Source organism: Burkholderia cepacia complex sp. TUM26381 (genome assembly GCF_057439935.1).
Genome location: NZ_CM172006.1, coordinates 665,861 through 679,986, shown reverse-complemented (window position 1 = coordinate 679,986; position 14,126 = coordinate 665,861). Strand labels below are relative to the sequence as shown.

General features: G+C 68.4%; 13 protein-coding genes. 12 read left to right on the top strand and 1 reads right to left on the bottom strand.

Annotation, left to right across the window (positions count from 1 at the left end; translation table 11 throughout):
- The first annotated feature begins 56 nt into the window (after positions 1–56).
- Both ACWMMN_RS03260 and ACWMMN_RS03255 read left to right on the top strand, forming a co-directional pair.
- The gene (locus ACWMMN_RS03260) at positions 57–827 is read left to right on the top strand and encodes an NAD(P)H-dependent oxidoreductase (RefSeq protein ID WP_486422968.1); all 771 of its coding nucleotides are present in this window, start codon (positions 57–59) and stop codon (positions 825–827) included.
- 189 nt (positions 828–1,016) lie between these two features.
- Entirely contained in the window at positions 1,017–2,636 is a 1,620-nt protein-coding gene (locus ACWMMN_RS03255) for an FMN-binding glutamate synthase family protein (RefSeq protein ID WP_059236094.1), read from the top strand.
- 108 nt (positions 2,637–2,744) lie between these two features.
- Here ACWMMN_RS03255 and ACWMMN_RS03250 read toward each other — a convergent pair whose 3' ends face one another.
- Complete coding sequence (locus tag ACWMMN_RS03250; RefSeq protein ID WP_059236096.1) at positions 2,745–3,359, bottom strand: glutathione S-transferase family protein; 615 nt, start codon at positions 3,357–3,359, stop codon at positions 2,745–2,747.
- Positions 3,360–3,541: 182 nt separating this feature from the next.
- On the opposite strand from ACWMMN_RS03250, the gene ACWMMN_RS03245 reads away from it, so the two are divergent.
- From ACWMMN_RS03245 to ACWMMN_RS03200, 10 genes are all read left to right on the top strand, one after another.
- Entirely contained in the window at positions 3,542–4,927 is a 1,386-nt protein-coding gene (locus tag ACWMMN_RS03245) for an aminopeptidase P N-terminal domain-containing protein (RefSeq protein WP_059236098.1), read from the top strand.
- A gap of 37 nt (positions 4,928–4,964) precedes the next feature.
- The gene (locus ACWMMN_RS03240) at positions 4,965–6,152 is read left to right on the top strand and encodes a UbiH/UbiF/VisC/COQ6 family ubiquinone biosynthesis hydroxylase (protein WP_059236100.1); all 1,188 of its coding nucleotides are present in this window, start codon (positions 4,965–4,967) and stop codon (positions 6,150–6,152) included.
- 138 nt (positions 6,153–6,290) lie between these two features.
- Complete coding sequence (gene dusB / locus ACWMMN_RS03235; RefSeq protein WP_059236102.1) at positions 6,291–7,358, top strand: tRNA dihydrouridine synthase DusB; 1,068 nt, start codon at positions 6,291–6,293, stop codon at positions 7,356–7,358.
- Positions 7,355–7,588 carry a Fis family transcriptional regulator gene (locus tag ACWMMN_RS03230; RefSeq protein WP_006476892.1) on the top strand — a complete coding sequence of 78 codons (234 nt, stop codon included), beginning with the start codon at positions 7,355–7,357 and terminating at the stop codon, positions 7,586–7,588. Before dusB ends, ACWMMN_RS03230 begins: the two co-directional genes overlap by 4 nt.
- A 45-nt stretch (positions 7,589–7,633) precedes the next feature.
- Positions 7,634–9,199: a bifunctional phosphoribosylaminoimidazolecarboxamide formyltransferase/IMP cyclohydrolase gene (purH, locus tag ACWMMN_RS03225; protein WP_059236104.1), complete on the top strand. Its 1,566-nt coding sequence runs from the start codon at positions 7,634–7,636 to the stop codon at positions 9,197–9,199.
- Positions 9,200–9,350: 151 nt separating this feature from the next.
- Positions 9,351–9,893 (top strand): crossover junction endodeoxyribonuclease RuvC, encoded by a 543-nt coding sequence (ruvC, locus tag ACWMMN_RS03220; protein ID WP_039361444.1) that lies wholly within the window; start codon positions 9,351–9,353, stop codon positions 9,891–9,893.
- A gap of 165 nt (positions 9,894–10,058) precedes the next feature.
- Positions 10,059–10,640 carry a Holliday junction branch migration protein RuvA gene (gene ruvA / locus ACWMMN_RS03215; RefSeq protein WP_059236106.1) on the top strand — a complete coding sequence of 194 codons (582 nt, stop codon included), beginning with the start codon at positions 10,059–10,061 and terminating at the stop codon, positions 10,638–10,640.
- A 111-nt stretch (positions 10,641–10,751) separates the two neighbouring features.
- The gene (gene ruvB, locus ACWMMN_RS03210) at positions 10,752–11,822 is read left to right on the top strand and encodes a Holliday junction branch migration DNA helicase RuvB (RefSeq protein WP_059236108.1); all 1,071 of its coding nucleotides are present in this window, start codon (positions 10,752–10,754) and stop codon (positions 11,820–11,822) included.
- 23 nt (positions 11,823–11,845) lie between these two features.
- Complete coding sequence (locus ACWMMN_RS03205) at positions 11,846–12,799, top strand: oxygenase MpaB family protein (RefSeq protein ID WP_256085564.1); 954 nt, start codon at positions 11,846–11,848, stop codon at positions 12,797–12,799.
- Positions 12,800–12,956: 157 nt separating this feature from the next.
- A complete protein-coding gene (locus tag ACWMMN_RS03200; RefSeq protein WP_486422967.1) occupies positions 12,957–14,084 on the top strand; it encodes a ParB/Srx family N-terminal domain-containing protein in 1,128 nt (375 codons plus the stop codon).
- Positions 14,085–14,126 lie beyond the last annotated feature (42 nt).

Here is a 14,126-nt window from a genome sequence, read left to right as displayed (position 1 = left end):
GATTGCGCCGCCCCGCCGCTGCGCGCCATCATCGTCTCACACTCACGGAGCCCGTCATGCAGGTGCTGATCGTCGTCGCCCATCCCGAACCGCGCTCGTTCAACGCCGCCCTCGCCGGCGCGGCGGCAAAGACCTGCCGCGCGGCAGGCCACATCGCGACGATCGCGGACCTGTACGCCGACGCGTTCGATCCGGGCGAGGCGCCGCGCCACTACGCGGACCGGCTCGATGCGTCGCGCTTCGATGCGCAACGCGAACAGCGCCATCACTGGGAGCGCGGCACGCTCGCACCGGAGGTCGAGCGTCACGTCGGCCTGCTGCGGCAGGCCGACGCGCTGATCCTGCAGTTCCCGCTCTGGTGGTTCGGCGCGCCCGCGATCCTGAAAGGCTGGATGGACCGCGTGTTCGTCTACGGGGGCCTGTACAGCAGCAGCCGGCGCCATGACCGCGGCGTGCTGCACGGCCGCCGCGCGCTGCTGAGCGTCACGACCGGCTCGTCAGCTGCCGCATGCGCGCCCGACGGCCGGGAGGGCGATACCCGCCTGCTGCTATGGCCGATCATGTACGCGCTACGCTATATCGGCTTCGACGTGCTTGAGCCGCACCTGATCCACGACGTTCGCGGCGATCTGGCCGGCGACGGCGCGCAGCAACGCGACGCGCGCCTCGCGCGGCAGCTTGCGGACTACTGCGCGCGGCTGGTCGAGTGGGATGCGTGGCCGCCGGTACCGTTCAACCGCGACACGGATTTCGAAGCCGGCGGCAAGCTGAAGCCCGACGCGCCCGCCTACGGCCCGTTCATCCGCCACGCCGGCGCCGACTGCTGAGCGATCGCTCGGCAACGCTGGCTTCACGGGACCCGTAGTAGACTCTCGACCATCGCGGGCGCCGGCAGCGGCCGGGTACGGCACCGGCACCACGCCCGCCGGCCCGGCACGACGCCGCCCGTGCCGGCCTGCCGGCCGCCGCGCGTCTCGCGCAGCGGCCATCATCCGAATAATGACGATGGAGTCCCCATGTTTTCCCGACGCTACCTGGCGATGTGGTGTGCCGTCCTGCTGCTCGTCGCGGCGGCCGCGCTCGCGTCGGCCCATATGCTTTCCTGGCTGTGGATCATCATCCCCGTCGCCCTCGTCGCGCTCGGCGTGTACGACCTGAAACAGGACCGTCACGCGATCCTGCGCAATTACCCGCTCTGGGGCCACTTCCGCTTCCTGTTCGAATTCATCCGACCTGAAATCCGTCAGTACTTCGTCGAGGACGACACCGACGAGAAGCCGTTCTCGCGTGCGCAGCGCAGCCTCGTCTACCAGCGCGCGAAGAACGTCGCCGACAACCGGCCGTACGGCACCGAGCTGAACGTGAAAGCCGTCGCGCACGAATGGATCAGCCACTCGCTCGCGCCGACGAAACTGCCGAACCACGATTTCCGCATCCGCGTCGGCGCGAATCGCGCGCAACCGTACGACATTTCGATCTTCAACATCTCGGCGATGAGCTTCGGCTCGCTGTCCGCGAACGCGATCCGCTCGCTGAACCTCGGCGCGAAGAAAGGCGGGTTCGCGCACGATACCGGCGAAGGCTCGCTGTCGAAGTACCACCGCGAGAACGGCGGCGACATCATCTGGGAAATCGCGTCCGGCTACTTCGGTTGCCGCAACGACGACGGCACGTTCAACCCCGACAAGTTCGCGAAGCAGGCTGCCGATCCGCAGGTCAAGATGATCGAGGTGAAGCTGTCGCAGGGCGCGAAGCCCGGCCACGGCGGCGTACTGCCGGCCGCGAAGATCACGCCGGAAATCGCCGAAACGCGCGGCGTGCCGATGGGCAAGGACTGCATCTCGCCCGCGACGCACTCGGAATTCTCGACGCCGCGCGGGCTGCTCGAATTCGTCGAGCGGCTGCGCACGCTGTCCGGCGGCAAGCCGACCGGCTTCAAGCTGTGCATCGGCCATCCGTGGGAATTCTTCGGCATTGCGAAGGCGATGATCGAGACCGGCATCGTGCCCGACTTCATCGTCGTCGACGGCGCGGAAGGCGGTACGGGCGCGGCGCCGCTCGAATTCACCGACCACGTCGGCGTGCCGCTGCAGGAAGGGCTGCTGCTCGTGCACAACACGCTCGTCGGGATCGGCGTGCGCGATCGCGTGAAGATCGGCGCGAGCGGCAAGATCATCACCGCGTTCGACATCGCGCGCACGCTCGCGATCGGCGCGGACTGGGTGAACTCGGCGCGCGGCTTCATGTTCGCGGTCGGCTGCATCCAGGCGCAGCACTGCCACACCGACCGCTGCCCGACCGGCGTCGCGACGCAGGACCCGGTGCGCCAGCGCGCACTCGTCGTGCCCGACAAGGCCGAGCGCGTGTTCAACTTCCACCGCAATACGCTGCATGCGCTGCAGGAACTCGTGCAGGCCGCCGGCCTCGGGCATCCGTCCGAGCTGCGCGCGCATCACATCGTGCAGCGGGTCGCGCCGCACGAGGTGCGGCTGATGTCGCAGTTGCTGAAGTACCTGAAGCCCGGTGCGCTGCTCGACGGCCAGACCTGCGGCTTCACGCTGTACGACAAGTGGTGGCCGATCGCGCGCAGCGATTCGTTCACGCTCGGCGAAGCCGTGTACGCGTCGATCGAGTGACGCGCTGCCGCCCCGCTCCGGCGGCGGCCTGCGCGACAAAAAGAAAAGCGCCCCGCGGGGCGCTTTTCTTTCGTCTGCCGAATGCGCGAACGCGCGGCCGGCAACCGCTCAGTTCTGCGGCAGCGTATCGGCGAACGATTGCCGCTGCTGGAGCTTCACGAAATGCTTGTCGAGGTTCGGGTGGCGATCGCGCCAGTTGAGCTCGGGCATCCGGAAGTCGAGATAGCCGAGCGCGCAACCGAGTGCGATGTCGGCGAGCGTGTAATGATTACCGACGCACCACGTCTTGCCGCCGAGACCCTGCGACATCGCGACGAGACCGTCGTCGATCTTGCGCTGCTGGCGCGCGATCCAGCTCGCGCTGCGCTGCGCCTCGTCGCGCATCGTGTGCTCGATGCGAATCGCGACCGCCGCGTCGAGGACGCCGTCGCCCAGCGCTTCCCAGCAACGGACCTCGACACGCTCGCGGCCCGACGGCGGAATCAGTTTGCCGACCGGCGACAGCGTGTCGACGTATTCGCAGATCACGCGGGAATCGAACACCGCGGCACCATCCTCCATCACGAGGCACGGGACCTTGCCGAGCGGATTCGATGCATGAATATCCGTCTCCGGCGCCCACACGTTCTCGAGCTCCAGCTTGTAGTCGATCTTCTTTTCAGCGAGCACGATCCGCGCCTTGCGGACGTACGGGCTGCCGAGCGAACCGATTAATTTCATCATCTGCCTTTTTTGGGGAACCGCCGAGAGTATACGTTGTCGTCGATCATAACCGGCCAGCGTCGCGTGACAGAAAATCGGCCGTCCGGCCTGTGGATGGTTTGCAACAGCCGCCGCGCGGGCCTTCCGGCGCGGCTTCCGGCCCCACTCTCACGCACCGCGTCGCGCGGCGCTACAATCGCACGATGAATGCGCCCCTCGATACCGCCATCGCCGTCGACGTCTACCGCCAGCGCCGTGAACGCGTGCTTGCCGCACTGCGTGCCGCGGGCGGCGGCATCGCCATCGTCCCCACCGCGCCGGAACTGCTGCGCAACCGCGATACGGCCTACCCGTACCGGTTCGACAGCTACTTCCATTACCTGACGGGCTTCACCGAGCCGGATGCCGTGCTCGTGCTGAACGCGGCCGCACCGCACGGCGCGCCGGAGTCGATCCTGTTCTGCCGCGGCAAGAACGTCGACCGCGAGATCTGGGAAGGCTTTCACTACGGGCCCGACGCCGCGCGCGACGCGTTCGGTTTCGACGCGGCATTCGCGGTCGACGTGATCGATACCGAGATGCCGCGCCTGCTCGCCGACGCGGGCACCGTGCACTACCGGTTCGGCGCATCGGCCGACTTCGAGCGCCAGCTTGCCGGCTGGATCGATGCGGTGCGTGCGTTGGCACGCACGGGCGTCGCCGCGCCGGACGCGCTGCTCGACCTCACGCCGCTGCTCGACGACATGCGGCTCGTGAAGGACGAACACGAACTCGCGATCATGATGCGCGCCGCGCACATCTCCGCGCTCGCGCACCGCCGCGCGATGCAGGTGTGCCGCCCCGGCATCCGCGAATACGAACTCGAGGCCGAACTGCTGTACCTGTTCCGCAAGCACGGCGCGCAATCGCCCGCGTACGGTTCGATCGTCGCGGCCGGCGCGAATGCGTGCGTGCTGCACTACCCGGCCGGCAACGCGGCCGCGCAGGACGGCGACCTGATCCTGATCGACGCCGCATGCGAACTCGACGGCTACGCATCGGACATCACGCGCACGTTCCCGGCCAACGGGCGCTTCTCGCCCGCGCAGCGCACGCTGTACGACATCGTGCTCGCCGCGCAGCAGGCCGCGATCGATGCAACGCGCGCGGGCGTGCCGTTCGAGGCGCCGCACGATGCGGCGGTACGCGTGCTCGCGCAGGGCCTGCTCGACACCGGCATCATCCCGAAAGCGCGCTTCTCGACCGTCGACGACGTGATCGCCGAGCGCGCCTATTCGCGCTTCTACATGCATCGCACCGGCCACTGGCTCGGGATGGACGTGCACGACTGCGGCGACTACCGCGAGCGGCTCGCCGAGCGCGACGACAATGGCGCGCTGCCGTGGCGCACGCTGAAGCCCGGCATGACGCTGACGGTCGAACCCGGCCTGTACGTGCGCGCGGCCGACGACGTGCCGTCCGAATACTGGAACATCGGCATCCGCATCGAGGACGACGCGATCGTGCGCGAGCACGGCTGCGAGTTGATCACGCGCGGCGTGCCCGTCGCGGCCGACGAGATCGAAGCGCTGATGCGCGCGGGCGCATGACCGGCCGCCGACCGTTACCACCGTTTCACGAATCAAGATGACGACCGCTTCCTCCCCGGCCACGCCGGACTACGACCTCGCCATCGTCGGCGCGGGCCCCGTCGGGCTCGCGCTCGCCGGCTGGCTCGCACGCCGCAGCGCGACGCAGCACGCATCGATCGCGCTGATCGACGCGCGCGAACCGGCCGCGAATGCGAACGACCCACGCGCGATCGCCGTGTCGCACGGCAGCCGCGTGCTGCTCGACACGCTCGCGTGGCCCGCCGACGCGACGCCGATCGAACATATCCACGTGTCGCAGCGCGGCCATTTCGGCCGCACGCTGATCGACCGCGAAGAGCACGACCTCGCCGCGCTCGGCTATGTGGTGCGCTACGGCTCGATCGTGCAGGCGCTCGCCGGCGCCGTGCGCAGCACGCGCGTCGACTGGCTCACGTCGACCACCGCACGTGCACCGCAGCAGGACGCCGACGGTGTCACGCTGACGCTCGACGGGCCGCAGGGCGAGCGCACGCTGCGCGCGCGGATCGTCATCAATGCCGAAGGCGGGCTGTTCCATGAACAGCAGGCCGATACGGCCAAGCATCGCCGCGATTACGGGCAGACCGCACTCGTCGGCACGGTCACGGTATCGGCGCCGCGCCCGAACGTCGCATGGGAACGCTTCACGCACGAAGGCCCGCTCGCGCTGCTGCCGCTCGGCGGGCCGCGCCAGGCCGACTACTCGCTCGTCTGGTGCTGTACGCCCGACGAAGCGGCACGCCGCGCGGCGCTGCCCGACGACGCGTTCCTGCGCGAACTCGGCAGCGTATTCGGCGCACGCATGGGCGAGTTCGTCGCGATCGCCGGGCGCGCATCGTTCCCGCTCGGGCTGAACGCCGCGCCGACGCTCGTCAGCGGCCGCGTCGCGATCGTCGGCAATGCCGCGCAAACCCTGCACCCCGTCGCGGGCCAGGGGCTCAACCTCGGGCTGCGCGATGCGCATACGCTCGTCGACGCGCTGTCTGCGCAAGGCTTCGAAGCAACCGCGCTCGCGACCTTCAACGCGCGCCGCGCGCTCGACCGGCGCTTCACGATCGGTGCGACCGACACGCTGGCCCGCCTGTTTACGATCGACTCGGGCCCGCTTCCGCTGCTGCGCGGCGCGGCGCTGACCGCACTCGAATTCGTGCCGCCGCTCAAGAAGGCGATCGCGCGCCAGATGATGTTCGGCCAGCGCAACTGACACGCGGGCGCGCCGCCCGGTTTGCCCGGGCATGCCAGGCAAACCGGGTCAAATCGGCGGGGCATGGGAATACGGTAAAATGCTCGTTTTCCGTCTTCCCTTCCCCTGCCCGCGCCGGTCGCGGGCGGTGCCATTGCGATGCCCGCTATCGGTCCTCACGTATTGCGTAACAACCTGTTCGTCGCCCCGATGGCCGGGGTGACGGATCGTCCGTTCCGCCAGCTCTGCAAGCGGCTGGGGGCCGGTTACGCCGTGTCCGAGATGGTCGCGTCCAACGCGCAGCTGTGGAAAAGCGCAAAGACGATGCGGCGCGCGAACCACGAAGGCGAAGTCGAGCCGATCGCGGTCCAGATCGCCGGCGCCGATCCGGCGATGATGGCCGAAGCGGCCCGCTACAACGTCGACAACGGCGCGCAGATCATCGACATCAACATGGGCTGCCCGGCGAAAAAGGTCTGCAACGTCGCGGCCGGCTCCGCGCTGCTGCAGAACGAGCCGCTCGTGCAGCGGATCGTCGAGGCCGTCGTCGCGGCGGTCGGTACGGGGCCCGATGCGGTGCCCGTCACGCTGAAGATCCGCACCGGCTGGGACCGCGAGCACAAGAACGCGATCACGGTCGCGCGCCTGGCCGAAGCCGCCGGCATCTCGATGCTCACCGTGCACGGCCGCACGCGCGCCGACCTGTACCGCGGCGACGCCGAGTACGACACCATCGCGGCCGTGAAGGCAGCCGTTCGGATTCCGGTCGTCGCGAACGGCGACATCACGTCGCCCGCGAAAGCGAAGGCCGTGCTCGACGCAACCGGCGCCGACGCGCTGATGATCGGTCGTGCCGCGCAAGGCCGGCCGTGGCTGTTCCGCGAAATCGATCATTTCCTGCAAACCGGTGAACTGCTGCCCCCGCCGCTGATCGACGAGATCCAGCACGTGATGAACGAACACCTGGAAGACCACTACGCTTTCTACGGTGAATTCACGGGTGTCCGTACTGCGCGCAAGCACATCGGCTGGTACACTCGCGGCCTTTCCGGTGCCAACGGGTTCCGGCACAGGATGAACACGCTCGATTCCTCCCGCGAGCAGCTCGCCGCCGTCAATGCATTCTTCGAGGCGCAAAAAGCGCTGTCGGACCACCTCGTCTACGTCGATGACGAAGAGGAAAACGGCCAGGGCGAGTCGGACGACCATAACCAGTTAGCAGCATGAGCAAGCACAACATCGAACAATGTGTCCGCGAGAGCCTGGACGTGTATTTCCGGGATCTAGACGGCTCCAATCCGCACGACGTCTATGAAATGGTGATGTCCTGCGTCGAAAAGCCGATGCTCGAGGTCGTGCTCGTACAGGCAGGCGGCAACCAGTCGCTCGCCGCGGAGTACCTCGGCATCAACCGCAATACGCTGCGCAAGAAGCTGCAGCAGCACGGCCTGCTGTAAGCCGGCCGTCCCGTCCCCGTTTCCCTGGCTATTGGTGGTTCCATCATGATCAAGCAAGCGCTCATTTCCGTTTCCGACAAGACCGGCATCGTCGACTTCGCGAAGTCGCTGTCCGACCTCGGCGTCAAGCTGCTGTCGACCGGCGGCACTGCGAAACTCCTCGCCGACGCGGGCCTGCCCGTGACCGAAGTGGCCGACTACACGGGCTTCCCGGAAATGCTCGATGGGCGCGTGAAGACGCTCCACCCGAAGGTGCACGGCGGCATCCTCGCGCGCCGCGACCTGCCCGAGCACATGCAGGCGCTGGAACAGCACGGCATCCCGACGATCGACCTGCTCGTCGTGAACCTGTACCCGTTCGTCGCGACGATCGCGAAGGACGACTGCACGCTCGCCGACGCGATCGAGAACATCGACATCGGCGGCCCGACGATGCTGCGCTCCGCTGCGAAGAACCACCGCGACGTGACGGTCGTCGTCGACCCGGCCGACTATGCGGTCGTGCTCGATGAAATGAAGGCGAACGGCAACACGGTCGGCTACCCGACCAACTTCCGCCTCGCGACGAAGGTGTTCGCGCACACCGCGCAATACGACGGCGCGATCACGAACTACCTGACGAGCCTGACCGACGAGCTGAAGCACGCGTCGCGCAGCGCGTACCCGGCCACGCTGAACATGGCGTTCGACAAGGTGCAGGACCTGCGCTACGGCGAGAACCCGCACCAGAGCGCGGCGTTCTACCGCGACCTCGCGACGCCGGCCGGCGCACTGGCGAACTACCGCCAGCTGCAGGGCAAGGAACTGTCGTACAACAACATCGCGGATTCGGACGCGGCGTGGGAATGCGTGAAGACGTTCGACGCGCCGGCCTGCGTGATCATCAAGCACGCGAACCCGTGCGGCGTCGCGGTCGGCAACGACTCGGCCGACGCGTACGCAAAGGCATTCCAGACGGATCCGACTTCCGCGTTCGGCGGCATCATCGCGTTCAACCGCGAAGTCGACGAAGCGGCCGCGCAGGCTGTTGCGAAGCAGTTCGTCGAAGTGCTGATCGCCCCGTCGTTCTCCGACGCCGCGAAGCAGGTGTTCGCCGCGAAGCAGAACGTGCGCCTGCTCGAAATCGCACTGGGCGACGGCCATAACGCATTCGACCTGAAGCGCGTGGGCGGCGGCCTGCTCGTGCAGTCGCTCGACTCGCGGAACGTGCAGCCGAGCGAGCTGCGCGTCGTCACGAAGCGCCAGCCGACCGCGAAGGAAATGGACGACCTGCTGTTCGCATGGCGCGTCGCGAAGTACGTGAAGTCGAACGCGATCGTGTTCTGCGGCAGCGGCATGACGCTCGGCGTCGGCGCCGGCCAGATGAGCCGCGTCGATTCCGCGCGCATCGCGAGCATCAAGGCGCAGAACGCGGGCCTGACGCTGGCCGGCTCGGCCGTCGCGTCGGATGCGTTCTTCCCGTTCCGCGACGGCCTCGACGTCGTCGTGGCGGCAGGCGCGACCTGCGTGATCCAGCCGGGCGGCTCGATGCGCGACGACGAAGTGATCGCGGCAGCCGATGAGCACGGCATCGCGATGGTCCTGACGGGCGTGCGCCACTTCCGTCACTGATCGCGTGCGGCCCGCGTGGCTGCAACATGAAAGCCCGGCGGCGTTGCACCCGCCGGGTTTTTTATTGCGCGGCGCCTCCGCATGCAACCGTGCGGCCGGCGCGACGCACCATTCGTTGTAGTATCGCTGCATCAGGCAATTCTCCTCACTCATGCGAATTCTCGGCATCGACCCCGGCCTGCGCGTCACCGGCTTCGGCGTCATCGACGTCAGCGGCCACCGGCTCGCCTATGTCACGAGCGGCGTGATCCGCACGCCGACGGCCGACCTGGCCACCCGGCTCGGCACGATCTTCCAGGGCGTCTCGACGATCGTGCGCGAACATGCGCCCGACCAGGCCGCGATCGAAAAGGTGTTCGTCAACGTGAACCCGCAGTCGACGCTGCTGCTCGGCCAGGCACGCGGCGCCGCGATCTGCGGCCTCGTTGCGGGCGGCCTGCCGGTTGCCGAATACACGGCGCTGCAACTGAAGCAGGCGGTGGTCGGCTACGGCCGCGCGACCAAGACGCAGATGCAGGAAATGGTCACGCGCCTGCTCAACCTGTCCGGCCAACCGGGCTCGGACGCGGCCGACGCGCTCGGCATGGCGATCTGCCATGCGCACGGCGGCGACACGCTCAGCACCCTCGGCGGCCTCGCGCCGGCGCTCGCGAAGAAGGGGCTGCGCGTGCGGCGCGGGCGGCTGGTCGGCTGACGCCGGCGTATGCAGTCGCCCGGCACGCCGGGCCGGTCGCCGTGAGCGTTTCCACCGCGCGCGGCGCACCCGCGACACGCATCGTTTCGGCCTGATGTCCCGCCCCATCGGCATTGCGCCGCACGTGCGCTACACTCGCGCTTTATTCCTCGCATCCCGCCCTCCATGATCGGTCGCATCGCCGGCATCCTGCTCGAAAAGAACCCGCCTCATCTGCTCGTCGACTGCAACGGCGTCGGCTACGAAATCGACGTGCCGATGAGCACCTTCTACAACCTGCCGCACACGGGCGAGCGCATCGTGCTGCTCACGCAGCAGATCGTCCGCGAGGACGCGCACCTGCTGTACGGCTTCCTGACACCGCAGGAGCGCACGACCTTCCGCGAACTGCTGAAGATCACCGGCATCGGCGCGCGCATGGCGCTCGCCGTGCTGTCCGGCATGAGCGTGCAGGAGCTCGCGCAGGCCGTGACGATGCAGGACGCCGCGCGCCTCACGCGCCTGCCCGGCATCGGCAAGAAAACCGCCGAGCGCCTGCTGCTCGAACTGAAGGGCAAGCTCGGCGCCGACCTCGGTGCGCTTGCCGGGGCCGCATCGCCGTCCGATCACGCGACCGACATCCTCAACGCGCTGCTCGCGCTCGGCTACTCCGAGAAGGAAGGCCTGGCCGCGATCAAGAACGTGCCGGCCGGCACCGGCGTGTCCGAAGGCATCAAGCTCGCGCTGAAGGCGCTGTCGAAGGTGTAACGCACGTTCGGCAATCCGGCCGTCGAAGCCAGTGTCGCGCCGCGGCGCGGCACCCGCCAGTCGGCCGTTCGGCCAGGTAGGCCGGACGTCGGCGCGCGGTACAATGGCCGCATGATTGAAACCGACAAACTCGCCACCGAGCAGCGGATCATCGCCGCCACGCCCACCTCGTCGCACGAGGAGGTGTTCGAACGTGCGCTGCGGCCGCGCCAGCTCGACGACTACGTCGGCCAGGAAAAGGTGCGCGGCCAGCTCGAGATCTTCATCGAAGCCGCGAAGCGCCGCTCCGAGCCGCTCGACCACGTGCTGCTGTTCGGGCCGCCGGGTCTCGGCAAGACGACGCTCGCGCACATCATCGCGCGCGAGATGGGCGTGAACCTGCGCCAGACCTCGGGCCCCGTGCTCGAGCGCGCAGGCGATCTCGCCGCGCTGCTGACGAACCTCGAAGCCAACGACGTGCTGTTCATCGACGAGATCCACCGGCTGTCGCCGGTCGTCGAGGAAATCCTGTATCCGGCACTCGAGGATTACCAGATCGACATCATGATCGGCGAAGGCCCGGCCGCGCGCAGCGTGAAGCTCGACCTGCAGCCGTTCACGCTGGTCGGCGCGACCACCCGCGCGGGGATGCTGACCAACCCGCTGCGCGACCGTTTCGGGATCGTCGCGCGGCTTGAGTTCTACGATGCCGATCAGCTGTCGCGCATCGTGCGGCGCTCGGCGTCGCTGCTGAACGCGCAGATCGATCCGAACGGCGCGCTGGAAATCGCGAAGCGCTCGCGCGGCACGCCGCGGATCGCGAACCGGCTGCTGCGCCGCGTGCGCGATTTCGCGGAAGTGAAGGCCGACGGCCAGATCACCTCGGCCGTGGCCGATGCCGCGCTCGCGATGCTCGACGTCGATCCGGTCGGCTTCGACCTGATGGACCGCAAGCTGCTCGAAGCGATCCTGTACAAGTTCGACGGCGGCCCGGTCGGCATCGACAACCTCGCGGCGGCGATCGGCGAGGAGCGCGACACGATCGAAGACGTGCTCGAACCGTACCTGATCCAGCAGGGCTTCCTGCAGCGCACGCCGCGCGGGCGCGTCGCGACGCTGCTCACATATCGGCATTTCGGGCTTTCGGTGCCCGACGCCCGCCGCCCCGAACGCGACGAGTGGAATACCCCGGACGGGAAGTAACCCGTCGCCCGCGCCACCCCGCCATGACCACGCCGCCTGCCCGCCACCCCGCCGCACCCGCACCGGGCCCGCGCTGGGCCGAGCCGATTCGCAAGCGGCTCGTGGCCGGCATCACGCACCTGACGGTGGGCGGCGGCGGCCCGTCGATCGATCTTTCGTCGCCACCTGGCGACCCGGGGCTGTTCGGCCCCGACGCCGTCTGCTGGCGCGTCCATGCCGACTTCACGTCGATGATGACGGGCGGCATCGCCGCGCTGCTGCTGCAGGCGCTCCATCCGCTCGCACTCGCGGGCGTCTGGGATCACTCTTCCTTTCGCACCGACATCCTCGGCCGCTTGCGGCGCACCGCCACGTTCATCACGGGCACGACGTTCGGCAGCCGCGCAGACGCGCTCGCGCTGATCGAGCGCGTGAAGACGATCCATGCGCGCATCTCGGGCGCCGCGCCCGACGGGCGGCCGTACCGCGCCGACGATCCGGCGCTGCTGACCTGGGTGCATGTCGCGGAAGTGTCGAGTTTCCTCGTCGCGCATCTGCGTTATGTGAATCCGGCGCTGTCGGGCGAGCAGCAAGATCGCTACTACGCCGAAACGGCATTGATCGCCGAGTTGCTCGGCGCACACGAGGTGCCCCGTTCGCGCGCCGAGGTAGCCGCGTATTTCGCGCGCATGCAGCCCGAACTCGAAGCCGGGCCGCACACGTTCGACGTGATGTCGATCCTGCTGAACGTACCGGTCGCGAAGCCTGCGCTGCGGCCGGCCGCGTCGCTGATGGTGCATGCGGGGATCGACCTGCTGCCGCCTTGGGCGCAGCGCATGCTCGGCGTGTCGACGTTCGCGCCGTTGCGGCGCGCGGTGGTCCGGCCCGGCATACGCGCCGTCGCCCCCGTGCTGCGCTGGGCGCTCGTCAACGGCGCGTCGAAGCGCGCGCGCCGCCGTGCCACCGCACTCCCTTCCGACGGCACGCCGCCCGCCTGACGATCGGCTTCCTCCGATCATTTCAATTTACTGTCAAATACCTGTGACAAGCTGACGGGCTTGCACCCGCGCGCGGTCGCACGTGCTGCACGTCCCGTGCGCGCCGTCCGTTACCCGCGCAGTGCCCCGCCCACCCGACCGACACCCGATACCCGCGATGCCACGCCTGCCGATCCGTCTCGCCCTTGCCGCCAGCCTGTCCACCTTGCTCGCCCTGTCTGCGTGCGGGGGCGACGAAGTCGCCGCCGTTGCGCGCACGGACGCGCAGACGCCTGCCGGCGGCACGACGACCGCGCCGCCCGCCACGCCACCCGCGACCACCACGCCGCAACCGGGCAAGTGGAAGGCCGCCCGCGCAGGCGACCTGATCGACGTCACGCTCGGCGATCTCCATCCGACGCAGGGCGCGATCGGCTACGACCAGATCTACTACAAGCTTGGTCGCTACGAACTGCAGCCCGACAAGAAATTCGACGACTTCTGCGCGGACGAAGGGCTCGGCGGCGTCGCATCGAGCGGCTACACGGCCAAATCGTCGCTGCGCGAGCCCGCAAGCTACACGTGCACGACGACCGACGCGAACGCCCGCGACCGCTCGGTGCTGAATCCCGTCGTGATCGGCCCGAACGGCGATGCGCTGTACCTGACCGACGGCCACCACGGCCTGTCGACCTACTACGAGACGCCCAACGGTGGCCCGGCGCTGCACGTGCACGTCGTCGTCAAGGACAACCTCAGCAACTACTCGGGCGACGCGTTCTGGCAACAGATGCAAAGCCGCGGCTACCTGCGCCTGAAGAACGGCGAAGGCAAGCCGATCACGACCGCGCAACTGCCGGCCGGGCTTGGCCTGAAACTCGGGATGACGAACGACCGCTACCGGTCGCTCGTCTATTTCACGCGCGACATCGGCTACAGCAAGCCCGCGCAAGCCACCGACTATCTCGAGTTCTACTGGGCCGACTGGCTGCGCGCGCAGCCGGGCACGTTCGCGCTGGCGAACTACGACCTCACGCGCGGCGGCACGACCGATCCCGATCCGGCGAAAGCCGACACGGGCTACCTGAATGCAGTCTGGAATGCGTCGACGCGCATGGTCGCGGCGACGGACCCGGTGATCGACGGCAAGACGGGCGCCGACCTCGGGCGTGCCGACGCGATCAACGGCGGGAAGAAGTACAACAAGGGGGAATTCGACAAGCTGCGCCAGCCGGTCACGGCCGACAAGCCCGGCAAGATCGCGTACGCGCTCGACTACAAGACGCGCCACGCGTTGCCGCAATAAGCGTCACGCAGTCGCAGAAACCCCGGCCGGCAGGCCGGCCGG